We start from the raw sequence: 17,792 nt of genomic DNA, 5'->3' as shown, positions 1-17,792 counted from the left end.
TCCTACCACGCCCAAATTTTGGACGGCGTCACCACCGCAGGCAGCGGGATATCCCACTCTTCAACTGGCAACTTCTCGACTAACTGGCAGTCATGTGCGTAACCCACGGGTTGGATCTTATGCTGCTGCCAGTTTTGTAGCGTACGGTCATAAAATCCGCCGCCCATGCCCAGGCGTTGCCCGTATTCATCAAACGCCACTAACGGTGTAATCAGCACATCCAGCTTTGATAGCGGCAATACGTCGCGTACATCAAGCCGCGGTTCCTGAATTTTTAAGCGATTAGTCACCAGGTCGCTGTGCGGATGATAGTGCAGGAAGAGTAAATTACCGGGGCTGAAGGGATGAAGCACCGGAAGATAGACACGCTTGCCCGCTCGCCACAGCTGATCTATTAGCGGCTGGGTATCGAGTTCGCCATCAAACGAGAGAAACACCGCCACGGTATGCGCGAGTACAACAGGGGGATAACTGAGCATTCGGGTCGCGGCTTGCTGACCGTATTGTCGTTGCTGCTCAGGGGTAAGCGCACGTCGACGCTGACGAATCAGTTGACGAATTTCTTGCCGTGATAAAGGGAGTTCAGATAGTAGCGTCATGGCTGTTGCCAGGTAGAAGGGAATCTCCGAGATGCCGCCGCAGGCTGTAACCCTTGAACCCTTGGTTCAAGGTGAATGTGTCGTCACAGTTTTAAGGCTTCTCGGACGGGCCGAGCATGCTCACCAACCATGGAGCGCCACATTCTTGTGGTATGAAATATCGGCTCAGGGGACTGGCCCGCTTGCAAACATCTCAGAGAAATTTTGTCTTCACGGTCACTCTACCACAGTAAACCGAAAAGTGTTATTCAAAGTTTTGGCCCGTTTTTTCGGTTATGCGACCCTGATCAAGCAACGCCTGTTCGATGGTCTGTTGTAGCATCCGAATACGTTGTTCCATGCTCGCCGCGTACTCACGCGTCTTCGCTTTTTCCTGAGTTAATTCATAGCTGATGTTCAACGCGGCGATGAAAACCAACTGCTCAGTATTTGTGACTCTAGTGCGAACTTTCAGATCTTGCAATCGCTGATTAAGATCGTCCGCAGCCTGATTCAACGCATCCCTTTGTTCAGGCGGGCAATTCACTCGCAGTGAACGGCCAAATATTTGGATATCGACGGGTTGTGCAGACATGCCACCTTCCTGCTGATTGACTGCGCTGCCTTCGTCTCCAGACCTTGGGTCCGCGAAGGGGCGACACTATAGCTACCCTGGTATTAAGATACAAGCCCTTTTCTGGTTCACCAGGGTCCAAAGTGGTAGCATACCATGAATATTCCTCCCTTTGATGACGAATGCTTATGTCTATACAGAACGAAATGCCTGGCTACAACGACGTTAGCCAGTTTTTGAACCAACAAGGGGCTGGATTAACCCCGGCCGAAATGCACGGCTTAATCAGCGGAATGATTTGCGGTGGCAACAACGACAGCTCATGGCAGCCGCTGCTGCACGATCTGACGAACGAAGGTCTGGCCTTTGGTCACGAGCTGGCTCAGGCACTGCTGAAAATGCACTCTGCCACCAGCGATGCTCTCGAGGACGATGGCTTCCTTTTTCATCTTTATCTGCCTGAAGGCGATGACGTCAGTGTGTTTGATCGCGCCGATGCGCTGGCGGGGTGGGTAAACCACTTTTTGCTGGGGCTTGGCGTTACCCAGCCGAAGCTCGACAAAGTGACAGGCGAAACCGGGGAAGCGATTGACGACTTGCGCAATATCGCTCAGTTGGGATATGACGAAGACGAAGATCAGGAAGAGTTGGAAATGTCGCTCGAAGAGATCATCGAATACGTGCGCGTAGCCGCCTTGCTGTGTCATGACACGTTTACGCGTCAGCAGCCGACCGCGCCGGAAGTCCGTAAACCGACCCTGCATTAAGAACAAAACGCCAAGGAGAGTGTGATGAGCGAAATATCTCAGCAAGAATTCCAGCGCCGCCGCCAGGCTTTTCTGGCACAAATGCAGCCCGGCAGCGCCGCGCTGATTTTTGCCGCGCCTGAAGCGACGCGCAGCGCGGACAGTGAATATCCGTACCGCCAAAGCAGTGATTTCTGGTACTTCACCGGTTTTAACGAACCTGAAGCCGTGCTGGTGCTGATTAAAAGCGATGACACTCATAACCATAGCGTTTTGTTCAATCGGGTTCGCGATCTGACGGCGGAGATCTGGTTTGGTCGTCGTCTGGGCCAGGATGCCGCACCGGCAAAACTCGGCGTTGCTCGGGCGCTGGCCTTCAGCGAAATCAACCAACAGCTTCACCTGTTACTCAATGGCCTGGACGCGGTGTATCACGCACAGGGCGAATATGCCTGGGCAGACGAGATTGTGTGTACGGCACTGGATAAACTGCGTAAAGGCTCCAGACAAAATCTGCATGCGCCCGCCGCAATTATCGACTGGCGCCCAATGGTGCATGAAATGCGCCTGTTCAAATCAGCGGAAGAAATTGCGGTCATGCGCCGTGCCGGAGAGATCACCGCGCTGGCGCATACCCGGGCGATGGAAAAATGCCGTCCGGGAATGTTTGAATACCAGCTGGAAGGTGAGATTCACCACGAATTTACCCGCCATGGCGCGCGTTACCCATCCTATAACACGATTGTCGGCAGCGGTGAAAACGGCTGTATCCTGCATTACACTGAAAATGAAAGTGTAATGCGCGATGGCGATCTGGTGCTGATTGACGCCGGATGTGAATACAAAGGCTATGCGGGCGACATTACGCGTACCTTCCCGGTAAACGGCAAATTTACTCCTGCCCAGCGTGAAATCTACGACATCGTACTGGAATCTTTAGAGACCAGCCTGCGCCTGTATCGTCCCGGGACGTCCATCCAGGAAGTCACCGGCGAAGTGGTGCGTATCATGATTACGGGCCTGGTAAGGCTTGGCATTCTGCGCGGTGAGGTCGACCAACTGATCACCGAAAATGCGCATCGCCCATTCTTTATGCATGGTCTTAGCCATTGGCTGGGTCTGGATGTACATGACGTTGGCGTTTATGGTCAGGACCGCTCACGCATTCTCGAGCCGGGAATGGTGCTTACTGTTGAACCGGGACTCTATATCGCGCCGGACGCCGATGTACCGCCTGCTTATCGTGGTATCGGCATTCGTATTGAAGATGACATCCTCATCACCGAAGACGGCAATGAAAACCTGACCGCCAGCGTAGTGAAGAAAGCGGATGACATTGAAGCTTTAATGGCCGCGGCGAGACTGCAATGAGTGTGATTATCGTCGGCGGTGGTATGGTTGGCGCGACGCTGGCGTTGGCCATTTCTCAGCTTAGCCATGGAACTCTGCCGGTACATCTGATAGAAGCGAGCGCACCCGACACTGATCGCCATCCAGGGTTTGATGCCCGGGCGATCGCGCTGGCGGCAGGGACCTGCCAACAGCTGGCGCGAATTGGCATATGGCAGGCGATTGCCGATTGTGCAACGGCGATCAAAACCGTTCACGTCAGCGATCGCGGCCATGCCGGATTTGTAACGCTGGATGCGCAGGAATACCGTATTCCGGCGCTGGGGCAGGTCGTAGAGCTGCACGATGTCGGGCTGCGTCTGTTTGCGCTGCTGCGTAAAGCGCCGGGTGTAACGCTGCACTGCCCCGACCGCGTAGCCAGCGTGTCACGCACGCAGGAGCGCGTAGAAGTAACGCTGGAAAATGGTGAGATGATTGATGGTCGCCTGTTGGTGGCCGCCGACGGTACGCGCTCCGCACTGGCTACCGCTTGCGGCGTTGACTGGCAGCAACAGCCCTATGAGCAACTGGCGGTGATTGCCAACGTCACGACCTCCATTGTGCACGACGGGCGAGCGTTTGAACGTTTCACGCAATATGGCCCGCTGGCAATGTTGCCCATGTCTGACGGTCGCTGTTCGCTGGTGTGGTGTCATCCGCTGGAACGGCGCGATGAGATTCTGGCCTGGTCCGACGAACGGTTTTGTCGTGAACTGCAAACCGCGTTTGGCTGGCGCTTGGGGCGTATTATCAAGGCAGGTAAACGCAACGCCTATCCGCTTTCGTTAACCTCGGCGCAAAAAGCGATTACCCATCGTACCGTGCTGGTAGGGAACGCAGCCCAGACGCTGCATCCTATTGCCGGACAAGGTTTCAACCTTGGTTTGCGTGATGTGATGAGCCTGGCTGAAACCTTGACCCAGGCGCAGAGCAGCGGGGAAGATGTTGGTGATTATGCGGTGCTGGCACGCTATCAGCAGCGCCGCGAACGCGATCGCGAAACGACGATTGGCGTGACCAACAATTTGGTGTATCTGTTTGCCAATCGCTGGACCCCGCTGGTTGTTGGACGAAATGTCGGGCTGATGGCGATGGAATTATTTACCCCTGCGCGCGATGCGCTGGCGGAGCGAACCCTCGGTTGGGTTGCGCGATAGTCCTGTCACAGCAGGCTATTTTATTTGCCACTTTGGACCAGGGCAGTGCTCACACAAAACTCGACAGAGTTTTGAACGCCCTTCAGGGCGGCCCGAAGGGGGAGCAAAGCGAATCATCCTCACGTACTGCGTGTACGCTTCGGTTGTTCCGCGCTGTCCGTGTCCAAACTGGCTGCAACAATTACGCCTGCTGAGCCAGGCATCAGGAGTGGATTGTGCAAAGTGTTGATGTAGCAATTGTGGGTGGCGGCATGGTGGGACTGGCGGTTGCCTGCGGCTTGCAGGGCAGCGGGTTGCGCGTTGCGGTGTTGGAACAACATGTTCCGCAGCCTTTGGCGGCGGATGCACCTCCTCAGCTTCGCGTATCGGCTATTAATGCCGCCAGTGAAAAACTGCTTACCCGTCTTGGCGTCTGGTCCGATATTGTAGCCCGTCGCGCTTGCTGCTACCACGGCATGGAAGTCTGGGACAAAGACAGCTTTGGCCGTATTGTGTTTGATGACCAGAGTATGGGCTACAGCCATTTGGGACACATTGTCGAAAACGCAGAGATTCATTACGCGCTGTGGCAAAAGGCGCAGCGTTCAGCGGATATCACGTTGCTGGCTCCTGCTGAATTACAGCAGGTGGCCTGGGGTGAGAACGAGGCGTTTCTGACCCTGAAAGATGGTGCGATGCTGACGGCTCGTCTGGTAGTCGGCGCCGATGGCGCTAACTCCTGGCTGCGCAACAAAGCGGATATTCCGCTCACCTTCTGGGATTACCGCCATCATGCGCTGGTGGCGACTATCCGTACGCAGGAAGCCCACGGTGCGGTTGCGCGTCAGGCGTTTCATGGTGAGGGTATCCTGGCATTTCTGCCGCTCAATGACCCGCACCTGTGTTCTATCGTCTGGTCGCTCTCGCCGCAGGAAGCTGAACGTATGCAGCAGGCAAGCGAAGACGAATTCAATCAGGCGCTGAATATCGCTTTTGATAATCGTCTGGGGCTGTGCAGCCTTGAAAGCGAACGTCAGGCGTTTCCGCTGACGGGACGCTACGCACGGCAGTTTGCTGCCCATCGCCTGGCGCTGGTGGGGGATGCGGCGCATACCATCCATCCGCTGGCGGGGCAGGGGGTTAACCTTGGCTTTATGGATGCGGCAGAGCTGATCGACGAGCTTAAGCGGCTACAGCGTCAGGGCAAAGATATTGGTCAGTATCTCTATTTACGCCGTTACGAGCGCAGCCGTAAGCACAGTGCAGCGATGATGCTGGCTGGTATGCAGGGTTTTCGTGAACTGTTTGCTGGCGAGAATCCGGCAAAAAAACTGCTGCGTGATATTGGTCTGAAACTGGCTGATACCCTGCCAGGTGTAAAACCACAGCTCATCCGCCAGGCGATGGGACTGAACGATCTTCCTGAGTGGTTGCGCTAGCGTCCGTAAGGACAATCTTAAGAGTTTGAGACCCGTCACACTTTCCTCTCCCGGCCTGCGCGCCGGGATGCTTCTCTCATTTGAAATAATCTAATTCCACGCCTTTTTTCGCATTAGTTTTTTTTATATTACGTTTTTTTCATAACGCCATTTTTGACATTTTTTCCACATTTAATGTTGATTAATGCGGCGAATTTCAGCTTATCTTTGTTTGTTATTCTAATTTGTCGCTATGATTTTGGGTTTTTATTCTGTCGGCGATTTGGCTATTTTTGGTCATAAGCTAATGTGATGGTTAATTTTGCCTTATGGTTTAGCGTCTGTTTCGGTGGTAAGTTCAGGACAAAGAGAACGTTTGCGTCGTAGCCCCAGGAGCGGCTGCGGTGCTGGGTTTCGTGGTGAAGAATTCACCGCGAAAGAGTTGATAGCCCCGCTTATTCAACGAGGAAAAGATGGCTCAACAGACTCCTTTGTACGAACAACACACGCTATGTGGCGCGCGCATGGTCGATTTTCATGGCTGGATGATGCCACTGCACTACGGTTCTCAGCTTGATGAACACCATGCTGTTCGCACCGATGCCGGAATGTTTGATGTGTCGCATATGACCATCGTCGACCTGCGCGGTAGCCGCACCCGGGAGTTCTTGCGTTATCTGCTGGCAAACGACGTCGCGAAGCTAACGAAGACGGGCAAAGCCCTCTACTCCGGTATGCTCAACGCTTCGGGCGGCGTGATAGATGACCTGATTGTCTATTACTTCACTGAAGACTTCTTCCGCCTCGTTGTAAACTCCGCCACCCGCGAAAAAGACCTCTCCTGGATTACCCAACACGCTGAACCTTACGCCATCGACATCACCGTTCGTGACGACCTGTCGCTGATTGCGGTACAGGGGCCAAACGCGCAGGAAAAAGCCGCTACCCTGTTTACTGACGAGCAGCGCCATGCGGTAGAAGGCATGAAGCCGTTCTTCGGCGTTCAGGCGGGTGACTTGTTCATCGCAACCACCGGTTATACCGGCGAAGCAGGTTATGAAATTGCTATGCCGAATGAAAAGGCGGCAGATTTCTGGCGTGCGCTGGTACAAGCAGGCGTAAAACCTTGTGGTTTGGGGGCGCGTGACACGCTGCGTCTGGAAGCGGGCATGAACCTGTACGGTCAGGAGATGGACGAAGGCATTTCACCGCTGGCGGCTAACATGGGTTGGACTATCGCGTGGGAACCGACCGATCGCGACTTTATCGGTCGGGATGCGCTGGAAATGCAGCGTGAAAAAGGCCACGAACAGCTGGTAGGGCTGGTGATGACCGAGAAGGGCGTGCTGCGTAATGAACTGCCGGTGCGTTTCACTGATGCTTCCGGCAACCAGCAGGAAGGCATTATCACCAGCGGGACATTCTCCCCTACTCTGGGTTACAGCATCGCGCTGGCACGTGTCCCTGCGGGTATTGGTGATACCGCAATCGTTCAGATTCGTAACCGCGAAATGCCGGTAAAAGTGACTAAACCTGTTTTTGTGCGTAACGGCAAAGCCGTCGCGTAATTCATCCTTTTTTGGAGATTGATTGATGAGCAACGTACCTGCAGAACTGAAATACAGCAAAGAACACGAATGGCTGCGCAAAGAAGCTGACGGTTCCTACACCGTTGGTATCACCGAACACGCTCAGGAGCTGTTAGGTGACATGGTTTTCGTTGACCTGCCTGAAGTTGGCTCAACCGTCAGCGCGGGCGATGACTGCGCTGTTGCGGAGTCCGTAAAAGCGGCTTCCGATATCTATGCGCCAGTAGGCGGTGAGATTGTTGCGGTCAACGACGCGCTCAGCGACTCTCCGGAACTGGTTAACAGCGAGCCGTATGCGGGGGGCTGGATTTTCAAAATCAAAGCCAGCGATGAAAGCGAAATTGAATCGCTGCTGGATGCGACCGCATACGAAGCATTGTTAGAAGACGAGTAAATACGCTTCATTTTTCACGTTGCAGGTGTGTTGGCTTACCCGCATACCTGCAACGCGAATTATTTCGCGTATTCAGGTAGTAGAGACACCTACGATTCACTGCACGTTTCAGGAACCATCGCCCATGACACAGACGTTAAGCCAGCTTGAAAACAGCGGCGCTTTTATTGAACGCCACATCGGACCGGACGCCGCGCAGCAGCGAGAGATGCTGAATGCGGTTGGCGCCGAGTCGTTAAACGCGCTGATCGGCCAGATTGTGCCGAAAGACATTCAGCTCGCAACCCCGCCGCAGGTGGGCGAGGCGGCGACCGAATACGCTGCGCTGGCTGAATTAAAAGCCATCGCCGGGCGTAACAAGCGCTTCACGTCCTACATTGGCATGGGCTACACCGCCGTGCAGTTGCCACCGGTTATCCTGCGCAACATGCTGGAAAACCCGGGCTGGTACACTGCGTATACGCCGTATCAGCCAGAAGTGTCTCAGGGTCGCCTGGAAGCGCTGCTCAACTTCCAGCAGGTGACGCTGGATCTGACCGGTCTGGACATGGCCTCTGCCTCTCTGCTGGATGAAGCCACCGCAGCGGCTGAAGCAATGGCGATGGCAAAACGCGTCAGCAAACTGAAAAACGCCAACCGCTTCTTTGTGGCCGCAGATGTCCATCCGCAAACGCTGGATGTTGTGCGCACCCGTGCAGAAACCTTTGGTTTTGACGTCATTGTCGATGATGCGGCAAAAGCGCTGGATCATCAGGATGTGTTCGGCGTGCTGTTGCAGCAGGTTGGCACTACCGGTGAAGTGCACGACTACAGCGCACTGATTACTGAGCTGAAATCCCGCAAAGTTGTGGTCAGCGTCGCGGCCGATTTTATGGCGCTGGTACTGCTGACTGCGCCGGGCAAACAGGGGGCGGACATCGTTTTCGGCTCTGCACAACGCTTCGGCGTACCGATGGGCTACGGCGGTCCACACGCGGCATTTTTTGCTGCTAAAGACGAATTCAAACGCTCTATGCCAGGCCGTATTATCGGCGTCTCCAAAGATGCGGCGGGCAATACCGCACTGCGCATGGCGATGCAGACTCGTGAGCAGCATATCCGCCGCGAGAAAGCGAACTCCAACATTTGTACCTCGCAGGTCCTGCTGGCCAACATCGCCAGTCTGTATGCCGTTTATCATGGTCCGGTTGGCCTGAAACGCATTGCTAATCGCATCCACCGCCTGACCGATATCCTGGCAGTCGGCCTGCAACAGAAAGGATTGAAGCTGCGTCATGCGCATTACTTCGACACCCTGTGCGTTGAAGTAGCCGATAAAGCTGCAGTACTGGCGCGTGCCGAAGCGGCAGAAATCAATCTGCGTAGCGATATTCATAACGCGGTAGGTATTACCCTCGACGAAACCACTACCCGTGAAAATGTTGTGCAATTGCTCAATATTCTGCTGGGCGACAGCCACGGCCTGAACATTGATACGCTGGATAAAGACGTGGCGCTCGACAGCCGTTCCATTCAGGACAGTATGCTGCGTGACGATGCGATCCTCAGCCATCCGGTGTTCAACCGCTACCATAGCGAAACCGAGATGATGCGTTACATGCACTCGCTGGAGCGCAAAGATCTGGCGCTGAACCAGGCGATGATCCCGCTGGGATCCTGCACCATGAAGCTGAACGCGGCGGCCGAGATGATCCCGATCACCTGGCCGGAATTCGCTGAGCTTCATCCGTTCTGTCCTCCAGAGCAGGCAGAAGGTTATCACCAGATGATCGGCCAACTTTCCGAGTGGCTGGTAAAACTGACCGGTTATGACGCAGTCTGCATGCAGCCGAACTCCGGCGCACAGGGGGAGTATGCGGGGCTGCTGGCGATTCGCCATTATCACGAAAGCCGTAATGAAGGCCATCGTGATATCTGCCTGATCCCGGCCTCTGCTCACGGTACTAACCCGGCTTCCGCTCAGATGGCGGGTATGCAGGTGGTGGTGGTCGCTTGTGATAAGAACGGTAACATCGACTTAGACGATCTGCGTGCAAAAGCAGAACAACATGCCGACAACCTCTCTTGCATCATGGTGACCTACCCATCCACGCACGGCGTGTATGAAGAAACAATCCGTGAAGTGTGCGACGTTGTGCACCAGTTTGGCGGTCAGGTTTACCTTGATGGCGCGAACATGAACGCTCAGGTTGGGATCACCACGCCGGGCTTTATCGGCGCGGACGTATCACATCTCAACCTGCATAAAACATTCTGCATTCCGCACGGCGGCGGCGGCCCGGGTATGGGACCGATCGGCGTGAAATCACACCTGGCACCGTTCGTACCGGGTCACAGCGTGGTGCAGATTGAAGGCATGCTGACCCGTCAGGGCGCAGTTTCTGCCGCTCCGTTTGGTAGCGCATCTATTCTGCCAATCAGCTGGATGTACATCCGTATGATGGGCGCAGAAGGTCTGAAGCAGGCAAGCCAGGTGGCGATCCTGAACGCTAACTATATTGCCAGCCGTCTGAAAGATGCCTATCCGGTGCTGTATACCGGTCGTGATGGTCGCGTGGCGCATGAATGTATTCTCGACATTCGCCCACTGAAAGAAGAGACCGGCATCAGCGAACTGGATATTGCCAAGCGTCTGATCGATTACGGTTTCCATGCACCGACCATGTCGTTCCCGGTAGCGGGTACGCTGATGGTGGAACCGACTGAATCTGAAAGCAAGGTGGAACTGGATCGCTTTATCAATGCGATGCTGGCCATTCGCGCGGAGATCGACCGTGTGAAAGCGGGTGAATGGTCACTGGAAGATAACCCACTGGTTAACTCACCGCACACGCAAAACGAGCTGGTCGCGGAGTGGAACCACGGTTATAGCCGCGAAATCGCCGTCTTCCCGGCGGGTGTGGCGAACAAATACTGGCCAACCGTGAAGCGTCTTGATGATGTTTACGGTGACCGTAACCTGTTCTGCTCCTGCGTACCGATGAGCGAATATCAGTAATCTGCTGATTCGACTATCTTTTAAAGGCGCTTCGGCGCCTTTATTTTTTGGGAGAAACGTTATGGCTATAGCATTGGTGACGGGCGGCAGTCGTGGCATTGGTCGAGCAACCGCACTGCAACTGGCGCAAGAGGGCTACACGGTCGCGTTGAACTTTCATCACAATATTCGTGCGGCAACGGAGGTGGTGAACAGCATCGCCGCTGCTGGAGGGAAGGCGTTTGCTTTACGGGCAGATATCAGCGATGAAAGCCAGGTGGTAGCAATGTTTGAGTCTATTGACCGTGCAGGCGAGCCGCTGACTGCCCTGGTGAATAATGCCGGGATTTTGTTTGAACAGAGCACGGTGGAAAGCCTAACCGCTGAAAGAATTAATCGTGTTCTGACGACCAATGTTACTGGCTATTTTCTGTGCTGTAGAGAAGCGGTAAAGCGCATGTCGTTTAAGCATGGTGGTCATGGCGGGGCGATTGTGAATGTCTCTTCAGCGGCCTCACGGCTAGGCGCCCCTTTCGAGTACGTTGATTACGCCGCCTCAAAAGGCGCGGTGGACACGCTCACTACCGGTCTGGCGCTGGAGGTTGCAGCGCAGGGGATCCGCGTGAACTGTGTGCGGCCGGGTCTGATTTACACTGAAATGCATGCGTCAGGCGGCGAGCCGGGAAGAGTCGATCGCGTGAAATCGCTGTTACCTATGCAGCGCGGTGGACAACCGGAGGAGGTCGCGCAGGCGATTACCTGGCTGTTGAGCGAGAAAGCATCTTACGTTACGGGGAGTTTTCTGGAGCTGGCAGGCGGTAAGTAGGGACTTGATTGCCGGATGGCGCTGCGCCATCCGGCAAAAAATCACAGGTTCTCGCCGTTGCTGGCAATCACTGCTTTATACCACTCAAAACTCTTCTTCCGCGAACGCGATATATCGCCGGTGCCGTCGTCGTGTTTGTTTACGTAGATAAACCCGTAGCGTTTGCTGTACTGACCGGTGGTAAACGACACGCAGTCGATGCAGCCCCAGGGCGTATAGCCCATCAGGTCTACGCCATCATACGTTACCGCTTTCATCATCTCTTCGACGTGGGCGCGCAGATAGTCGATGCGATAGTCGTCGTTGATGCTACCGTCTTCTTCTACTTTGTCATAAGCGCCAAACCCGTTTTCAACGATAAACAGCGGCTTCTGGTAGCGTTCATACAGCTCACATAAGGCATAGCGCAGACCGACGGGGTCAATCTGCCAGCCCCAGTCGGATGCTTTGACGTGCGGGTTCGGTACGCTGCCCTCAAAGCCGGAAATCGCATCACCGCTGCCACCTTCCGCTTTAACGGCGTTGGTCATGTAGTAGCTGAAACCGAGATAGTCACAGGTACCTTCGCGCAGGATCTGTTCGTCGTTTGCTTCCATTTTGATGTTGAATTCACGACGCTCCCACTCATTCAGAACATAAGAGGGGTAGTAACCGCGCAACTGGACATCGGTGAAGACGTAGCGCTCACGCATCGATTCTTGCGCAAACATCATATCTTCAGGCTTACAAGAGAAGGGATACAGCGGGACCATCGCCAGCATGCAGCCGACTTTCATGTCAGGATTGATGCGACGTGCCGCTTTTACCGCCAGTGCGCTGGCGACAAACTGGTGATGCAACACTTGGTACATGGTCTCTTCCGGGTTTTCATGCTCGGTATACACCACGCCCGAGCAGCAATAGCCAAACAGCGGTGCGCGCCAGTTACGCTGGTTGTTGATCTCGTTGAAGGTCATCCAGTATTTGACCTTGTGCTTGTAGCGCTCAAAAACGACTTCAGCAAAACGGACAAAGAAATCGACGACTTTACGATTGGTCCAGCTACCGTACTGTTGAACCAAATGCAGTGGCATTTCGAAGTGGGAGAGGGTAATGACCGGTTCGATGTTGTACTTCAGCAGTTCATCAAACATGTCGTCGTAGAATTTTAACCCTTCTTCATTTGGCTGGGTTTCGTCTCCTTTCGGGAAGATGCGGGTCCAGGCAATTGACGTACGGAAGCATTTGAAACCCATCTCGGCAAACAGCTTAATGTCTTCTTTGTAATGACCGTAAAAATCGACTGCTTCGTGGTTGGGATAGTATTTACCCTGCACGACGTCCTGAGTAATTTCTCTCGGAACGCCGTGTGCCCCACCGGTCAGCACGTCGCAAATGCTGGGACCTTTGCCACCTTTGTTCCAGCCGCCTTCAACCTGATGCGCCGCCACAGCGCCGCCCCATAAAAAATCGTTTGGTAAGGTAAGTTTTTTCATCTGCGCTCAGTCTCAAATTAATACAATCTGATTTTGAGTCTAACAAAGGAAAGATAAATGTCACGGTATAACAAAATAGCGTAAATGTGATTTGTTACATCAAAAAAACACATTGTTTTTTACGCTATTATTTTCGCCAGCTTGCGCCCGAGTGATTCCAGAATATAAATAACGGGGATCTGCGTGGTTATATCGTATACCCCGGCAATACGTGTTTGTGGAACATGCCAGGAGAGGTTAAAGTCTGCCAGCTTCGCCAGGCGAGAGTGTTCATGGCTGGTGACCGACAGAACCTTACAGTTGTGCAGACTAAACTGGCTGGCAAAGCGCAGGATCTCTTCTGTTTCACCAGACACGGAAAGCACGATCGCCAGCGCGTTTCTGGCCATATCGTTAGTTACCGGGAAATAAGGATCATCAATGTGATTACTGAATTTACCGACGTTTGAGAAAAAACGTGCGCCATATTTCGCCAGAGCTCCAGACGTTCCCGCCCCAACGAATATAATACGCTCGGAAGATAATATAATATCAACAGCCTGATCGAGCAGTTTATCGAACTCGTCGTTATTGACGCCTTTAAAGAAACTGATAATTTCGCTGGCACCGAAATTAGCCTGTTGTGGTTCATTCTGCTCTAAATATAATTTGAAGCGTACGCGGAATTCTGAGTAACCTTCACACTTAAGCTTGCGGCAAAAGCGCAGTACGGTAGTGGTGGAAACGCCCACGGCATCAGCCAGCTCGCGAATGGTCATGTACATGACTTTGTCACGGTTTTTGATGACATAGTTGTAGACCAGCATCTCAAGATTGTTGAGACTGGCGATGGCAGCGTGGGAGAACATACTCACAATGGCAAAACTCACTCATCAGACTTCATCTACAAGGAATAATAACATGCAGCCAAATGACATCACTTTTTTTCAGCGTTTCCAGGATGACATTCTGGCCGGACGCAAAACCATCACCATTCGTGACGAGTCCGAATCACACTTCAAAGCCGGGGACATTTTACGGGTTGGGCGCTTCGAAGATGACGGTTACTTCTGCACGATTGAGGTTGTTGGCACCTCAACTGTTACTTTGGATACGCTAACGGATAAACATGCCCAGCAGGAAAACATGACGCTTGAAGAACTTAAACATGTGATTGCCGAGATTTACCCGAATCAGACGCAATTTTATGTGATTGATTTTAAATGTCTTTGATTTAAAGAAACATCTGTTAGTTGAAAAAATAGTTGCAACGCCATGATTTTAAATGATTAATCTTAATGTGATATTTATTTTAGCTAACAGGTGTTCACTGGAACCATTCTCAGTTACGCTAGAGGCGCAATAACGAAAGTGTTCGTTTCTGGGGAGTAACTTATGGTTCAGAAGCCATTAATCGCGCAGGGATATTCGCTGGCAGAGGAAATAGCCAACAGCATCAGCCATGGTATCGGGCTGGTGTTTGGGATTGTCGGACTGGTGTTGTTACTGGTTCAGGCAGTGGATACCAACGCCAGCGCTATGGCCATTACTAGCTACAGCCTGTACGGTGGCAGCATGATCCTGCTGTTCCTTGCCTCAACCTTGTATCATGCGATCCCCCATCAGAGAGCGAAAGTCTGGCTGAAAAAATTCGACCACTGCGCGATTTATCTGCTGATTGCCGGGACCTACACGCCATTCCTGCTGGTGGGGCTGGATTCGCCGCTGGCACGCGGACTGATGATTGTGATCTGGAGCCTGGCGCTAATCGGTATTTTATTCAAACTGACTATTGCGCACCGCTTTAAGGTTCTGTCGCTGGTGACCTACCTGACAATGGGCTGGCTATCGCTGATTGTGGTGTATCAACTGGCGGTTAAGCTGGCGGTGGGGGGGGTGACGCTGCTGGCCGTTGGCGGCGTAGTCTATTCGCTGGGTGTTATTTTCTACGTATGTAAGCGTATTCCTTACAACCACGCGATCTGGCACGGCTTTGTGCTGGGCGGCAGCGTTTGCCACTTCCTGGCAATCTATCTGTACGTTGGTCAGGCGTAATCATTGATGCCGGATGGCGGCTAGCGCCTTATCCGGCCTACAAAACAAAAGCCAGCATGCCTGATAGACGCATCGCAATCAGGCATTATTCATTTACTCTTCCAGCGAATACGGCTGCGGTACGATATGCAGCGTTTTTGCGTCGTCTCGAACGCGGAACACGCTGTCGACTTCCATATCGTTATTCATCACAACCTGCACCAGCACTTGCCCATCAGCCAGCTGCACTGCGGCGAGTATGGTGCCGGTACGACGCCAGTTCTCACCCATTTTCAGCTCCAGGTCTTCACCCGCTTCCGGTACGCGACTGGCCGCTCCTGCCAGAGTCCACATGGCGCGTTTGTTGGCTCCGCGGAATTTTGCGCGGGCAACCATTTCCTGACCGGTATAGCACCCTTTTTTAAAGCTGATGCCGCCTAATGCCTGCAGATTGGTGGCTTGCGGAATAAACTGCGCGCTGTTGGCAGAATCAATAACAGGAATACCCGCTTCGATATCCAGCGCCAGCCACTGTTGGCTGTTATTTAACTCCGCTTCACCACGCAGTTTCTCTGCCAGCGTTTCCGCTGTGGCAGTATCGGTCACTAGTAAGAAGCGTTCGGCTGGGTGTTCAAACCACAATATTGTGGAAGAGCCTTCGGTAATAACCTGCTTATCGCTGCTCGGTAATTCGCTAAAAAGATTGGCCAGTGCCGCACGTGCCTGGAATCCCGCTACGCCCAGCAGGACGCGCTCGTCGTCCGGGGCAATCGCCACTTTCGAAAAGACCGCGTATTTTTTCAGTTCAGTAAGCTGCGCATCGCGCAGGCTACGGCGCTCAACCCAGGCAAAACCGTCACCCTGGCGGAACAGACGCAGGGTGCTCCACATTTTACCTTTGGCGTCACAATGTGCCGCCAACACGTGCTGATGTTCGGTCATCTGGCTGACATCCGCCGTGACCTGACCCTGAATATACTTCTCACTGTCGACACCGGTGATGGTGGCGAGCGCCCAGTCATCGAGCGTCATTAGCGTCAGAGGCAAACGCGTTGACGCGAAAGGCTGGCGAGGAGGAAAAGATGTAAAAGCCATAATAATGTCCTGATTTGCTTAACGCAGTGATAATGACTAATGGTAAAAGAGCTATGGCCCATTGCAAGCGGTTTAAACAGGCTATTTGTGCCATATATTAAGCTTTGCGAGGAGACATCCAAAAATGCTGAATCCTTTGACTTAATGCGGTTTTATTTCGCGAACAAGCTTCCGATTACTGATATTCCCGTCAATGCGCGGGAAAAACACGTTACAATAGCCGGATACTTCGTTTTCGCGAGACAGGGAGAAGAACATGGATATTAACAACAAAGCACGTATTCATTGGGCATGCCGCCGTGGTATGCGCGAGCTGGACATCTCGATCATGCCGTTTTTCGAACATGAATACGACAGCTTAAGTGACGAAGAAAAACGTATCTTTATTCGTCTGCTAGAATGTGATGATCCAGATTTGTTTAACTGGTTGATGAATCATGGGAAACCAGCTGATGCTCAGCTGGAACAGATGGTGCGACTTATCCAGACACGGAATCGGGAACGTGGTCCAGTGGCAATCTGATTTACGCGTTTCATGGCGCGCGCAATGGCTTTCACTGCTCATTCATGGGCTGGTCGCGGTATTTATTTTATTGATGCCCTGGCCATTGAGTTACACCCCATTATGGCTGGTTTTGCTGTCTTTGGTGGTGTTCGATAGCGTACGAAGCCAGCGCCGAATTAACGCCTGTCAGGGCGAGATTCGGCTGTTGATGAACGGTCGTCTGCGCTGGCAGGGGCAAGAGTGGTCTATCGTTAGCGCCCCCTGGATGGTAAAAACAGGCATGATGCTGCGTTTGCGTTCCGATACCGGAAAACGTCAGCATCTATGGCTGGCGGCAGACAGTATGGATGACGCAGAATGGCGGGATTTACGGCGGTTAATACTGCAACAGGCGAAGCAGATGTAGCACTGACGGTAAGGTTGCGACCTTAACCGTCAGTCGGCAGCAACTCAGGACCAGTGCTCGGCCATTTCACCAAGAATTTGCTCGCACCAGGCCTGAATGCGTTCATCGCTGAGGTCGTACTGGTTCGTTTCATCCAGCGCCAGACCAACAAACAGCTGTCCATCGGCAATGACGGGTTTATCGCTGGTGAATTCATAGCCTTCAGTTGGCCAGTAACCCACAAATTTAACGCCTTTTGTAACCAGTTTATCGTGCAGCATACCCAGTGCATCCAGGAACCATTCGCCGTATCCCAACTGATCGCCCATACCGTAAAGCGCAACAATTTTGCCTTCCAGGTTGAGGTCGTCCAGTTGCGCCCAGACTGCTTCCCAATCCTCCTGAATTTCACCGAAATCCCAGGTCGGGATGCCCAAAATGAGCACGTCATACTGCTCCATTAAGCTCGGGGAATCATCTTTGAGGTTGTGCAGTGTCACCAGTTCGGGACCCAGGATATCGCGGATTTTTTCCGCTGCCATTTCGGTGTAGCAGGTGCTTGAACCGTAAAAAAGACCCATGTTCATGACGTAAACATCTCAATTCTGCTGTAGCGTTGCGGGTAGTGTAACAGAATCGCCGCATTCTCGGCACAATGAGGCATAATGCATCAAAAATGAGAGTGGAATAAG

Annotated in this window: 18 protein-coding genes and 1 other RNA gene; 12 read left to right on the top strand and 7 right to left on the bottom strand. The window is 53.1% G+C overall.

Annotated elements, in window-relative coordinates; all coding sequences use genetic code 11:
• Window positions 1-2: 2 nt before the first annotated feature.
• The 3 genes from OGY15_RS04050 to zapA all read right to left on the bottom strand — a co-directional run bounded on the left by OGY15_RS04050 (window position 3) and on the right by zapA (window position 1,173).
• Window positions 3-599 (bottom strand): 5-formyltetrahydrofolate cyclo-ligase, encoded by a 597-nt coding sequence (locus OGY15_RS04050; protein ID WP_151224306.1) that lies wholly within the window; start codon window positions 597-599, stop codon window positions 3-5.
• Window positions 600-618: 19 nt separating this feature from the next.
• Window positions 619-802, bottom strand: a non-coding RNA gene (gene ssrS, locus OGY15_RS04045) — 6S RNA.
• Window positions 803-843: 41 nt separating this feature from the next.
• Window positions 844-1,173 carry a cell division protein ZapA gene (zapA, locus tag OGY15_RS04040; protein WP_003026980.1) on the bottom strand — a complete coding sequence of 110 codons (330 nt, stop codon included), beginning with the start codon at window positions 1,171-1,173 and terminating at the stop codon, window positions 844-846.
• 167 nt (window positions 1,174-1,340) lie between these two features.
• On the opposite strand from zapA, the gene OGY15_RS04035 reads away from it, so the two are divergent.
• The 8 genes from OGY15_RS04035 to OGY15_RS04000 all read left to right on the top strand — a co-directional run bounded on the left by OGY15_RS04035 (window position 1,341) and on the right by OGY15_RS04000 (window position 11,627).
• Window positions 1,341-1,919, top strand: coding sequence for a YecA/YgfB family protein (locus OGY15_RS04035; protein WP_286538423.1), 579 nt, complete (start codon window positions 1,341-1,343; stop codon window positions 1,917-1,919).
• Between the two features lie 24 nt (window positions 1,920-1,943).
• Complete coding sequence (gene pepP, locus OGY15_RS04030) at window positions 1,944-3,269, top strand: Xaa-Pro aminopeptidase (protein WP_151218324.1); 1,326 nt, start codon at window positions 1,944-1,946, stop codon at window positions 3,267-3,269.
• Window positions 3,266-4,444, top strand: a complete 1,179-nt coding sequence (gene ubiH, locus OGY15_RS04025; RefSeq protein ID WP_151218323.1) for a 2-octaprenyl-6-methoxyphenyl hydroxylase — start codon at window positions 3,266-3,268, stop codon at window positions 4,442-4,444. Before pepP ends, ubiH begins: the two co-directional genes overlap by 4 nt.
• Window positions 4,445-4,659: 215 nt before the next feature.
• Window positions 4,660-5,862 (top strand): FAD-dependent 2-octaprenylphenol hydroxylase, encoded by a 1,203-nt coding sequence (gene ubiI, locus OGY15_RS04020; RefSeq protein WP_187253174.1) that lies wholly within the window; start codon window positions 4,660-4,662, stop codon window positions 5,860-5,862.
• A gap of 452 nt (window positions 5,863-6,314) precedes the next feature.
• Window positions 6,315-7,409, top strand: coding sequence for a glycine cleavage system aminomethyltransferase GcvT (gcvT, locus tag OGY15_RS04015; RefSeq protein WP_151224304.1), 1,095 nt, complete (start codon window positions 6,315-6,317; stop codon window positions 7,407-7,409).
• 25 nt (window positions 7,410-7,434) lie between these two features.
• The gene (gene gcvH, locus OGY15_RS04010; RefSeq protein ID WP_005123344.1) at window positions 7,435-7,824 is read left to right on the top strand and encodes a glycine cleavage system protein GcvH; all 390 of its coding nucleotides are present in this window, start codon (window positions 7,435-7,437) and stop codon (window positions 7,822-7,824) included.
• Between the two features lie 124 nt (window positions 7,825-7,948).
• A complete protein-coding gene (gene gcvP / locus OGY15_RS04005; RefSeq protein ID WP_187253172.1) occupies window positions 7,949-10,822 on the top strand; it encodes an aminomethyl-transferring glycine dehydrogenase in 2,874 nt (957 codons plus the stop codon).
• A 61-nt stretch (window positions 10,823-10,883) separates the two neighbouring features.
• The gene (locus tag OGY15_RS04000; RefSeq protein WP_151218320.1) at window positions 10,884-11,627 is read left to right on the top strand and encodes an SDR family oxidoreductase; all 744 of its coding nucleotides are present in this window, start codon (window positions 10,884-10,886) and stop codon (window positions 11,625-11,627) included.
• Window positions 11,628-11,668: 41 nt separating this feature from the next.
• Here the strand turns inward: OGY15_RS04000 and bglA are convergent, their stop codons facing one another.
• Window positions 11,669-13,102, bottom strand: coding sequence for a 6-phospho-beta-glucosidase BglA (gene bglA / locus OGY15_RS03995; RefSeq protein WP_286538417.1), 1,434 nt, complete (start codon window positions 13,100-13,102; stop codon window positions 11,669-11,671).
• 119 nt (window positions 13,103-13,221) lie between these two features.
• On the bottom strand, window positions 13,222-13,950 hold the full coding sequence (locus tag OGY15_RS03990; protein ID WP_252838697.1) for a MurR/RpiR family transcriptional regulator: 729 nt from the start codon (window positions 13,948-13,950) through the stop codon (window positions 13,222-13,224).
• Between the two features lie 52 nt (window positions 13,951-14,002).
• Between OGY15_RS03990 and yqfB the strand changes: the two genes are divergently transcribed.
• On the top strand, window positions 14,003-14,314 hold the full coding sequence (gene yqfB, locus OGY15_RS03985; RefSeq protein WP_003026949.1) for a N(4)-acetylcytidine aminohydrolase: 312 nt from the start codon (window positions 14,003-14,005) through the stop codon (window positions 14,312-14,314).
• A 162-nt stretch (window positions 14,315-14,476) separates the two neighbouring features.
• Entirely contained in the window at window positions 14,477-15,136 is a 660-nt protein-coding gene (gene trhA / locus OGY15_RS03980) for a PAQR family membrane homeostasis protein TrhA (RefSeq protein WP_187253170.1), read from the top strand.
• Window positions 15,137-15,229: 93 nt separating this feature from the next.
• Here trhA and ygfZ read toward each other — a convergent pair whose 3' ends face one another.
• Complete coding sequence (gene ygfZ / locus OGY15_RS03975) at window positions 15,230-16,210, bottom strand: tRNA-modifying protein YgfZ (RefSeq protein ID WP_252838622.1); 981 nt, start codon at window positions 16,208-16,210, stop codon at window positions 15,230-15,232.
• A gap of 256 nt (window positions 16,211-16,466) precedes the next feature.
• Here ygfZ and sdhE point away from each other — a divergent pair, with 256 nt between their 5' ends.
• Entirely contained in the window at window positions 16,467-16,733 is a 267-nt protein-coding gene (gene sdhE / locus OGY15_RS03970; RefSeq protein ID WP_016154349.1) for an FAD assembly factor SdhE, read from the top strand.
• Window positions 16,714-17,121: a protein YgfX gene (locus tag OGY15_RS03965; protein ID WP_151218319.1), complete on the top strand. Its 408-nt coding sequence runs from the start codon at window positions 16,714-16,716 to the stop codon at window positions 17,119-17,121. Before sdhE ends, OGY15_RS03965 begins: the two co-directional genes overlap by 20 nt.
• A 44-nt stretch (window positions 17,122-17,165) precedes the next feature.
• Here the strand turns inward: OGY15_RS03965 and fldB are convergent, their stop codons facing one another.
• Entirely contained in the window at window positions 17,166-17,687 is a 522-nt protein-coding gene (gene fldB / locus OGY15_RS03960) for a flavodoxin FldB (RefSeq protein ID WP_151218318.1), read from the bottom strand.
• Window positions 17,688-17,792 lie beyond the last annotated feature (105 nt).

Source organism: Citrobacter sp. Cu231, assembly GCF_030332265.1.
Lineage (GTDB): Bacteria > Pseudomonadota > Gammaproteobacteria > Enterobacterales > Enterobacteriaceae > Citrobacter > Citrobacter meridianamericanus.
Note: the sequence above shows the minus strand (reverse complement) of the source record. Positions and strands in the feature narration are given on the sequence as shown.

Coding starts and splice junctions, on each gene's coding strand:
- OGY15_RS04050 (WP_151224306.1), bottom strand. CDS start 599: ATGACGCTACTATCTGAACTCCCTTTATCACGGCAAGAAATTCGTCAA.
- ubiH (WP_151218323.1), top strand. CDS start 3,266: ATGAGTGTGATTATCGTCGGCGGTGGTATGGTTGGCGCGACGCTGGCG.
- fldB (WP_151218318.1), bottom strand. CDS start 17,687: ATGAACATGGGTCTTTTTTACGGTTCAAGCACCTGCTACACCGAAATG.
- yqfB (WP_003026949.1), top strand. CDS start 14,003: ATGCAGCCAAATGACATCACTTTTTTTCAGCGTTTCCAGGATGACATT.
- gcvH (WP_005123344.1), top strand. CDS start 7,435: ATGAGCAACGTACCTGCAGAACTGAAATACAGCAAAGAACACGAATGG.
- OGY15_RS04035 (WP_286538423.1), top strand. CDS start 1,341: ATGTCTATACAGAACGAAATGCCTGGCTACAACGACGTTAGCCAGTTT.
- sdhE (WP_016154349.1), top strand. CDS start 16,467: ATGGATATTAACAACAAAGCACGTATTCATTGGGCATGCCGCCGTGGT.
- trhA (WP_187253170.1), top strand. CDS start 14,477: ATGGTTCAGAAGCCATTAATCGCGCAGGGATATTCGCTGGCAGAGGAA.
- OGY15_RS04000 (WP_151218320.1), top strand. CDS start 10,884: ATGGCTATAGCATTGGTGACGGGCGGCAGTCGTGGCATTGGTCGAGCA.
- pepP (WP_151218324.1), top strand. CDS start 1,944: ATGAGCGAAATATCTCAGCAAGAATTCCAGCGCCGCCGCCAGGCTTTT.
- gcvT (WP_151224304.1), top strand. CDS start 6,315: ATGGCTCAACAGACTCCTTTGTACGAACAACACACGCTATGTGGCGCG.
- zapA (WP_003026980.1), bottom strand. CDS start 1,173: ATGTCTGCACAACCCGTCGATATCCAAATATTTGGCCGTTCACTGCGA.
- OGY15_RS03990 (WP_252838697.1), bottom strand. CDS start 13,950: ATGTTCTCCCACGCTGCCATCGCCAGTCTCAACAATCTTGAGATGCTG.
- ygfZ (WP_252838622.1), bottom strand. CDS start 16,210: ATGGCTTTTACATCTTTTCCTCCTCGCCAGCCTTTCGCGTCAACGCGT.
- bglA (WP_286538417.1), bottom strand. CDS start 13,102: ATGAAAAAACTTACCTTACCAAACGATTTTTTATGGGGCGGCGCTGTG.
- gcvP (WP_187253172.1), top strand. CDS start 7,949: ATGACACAGACGTTAAGCCAGCTTGAAAACAGCGGCGCTTTTATTGAA.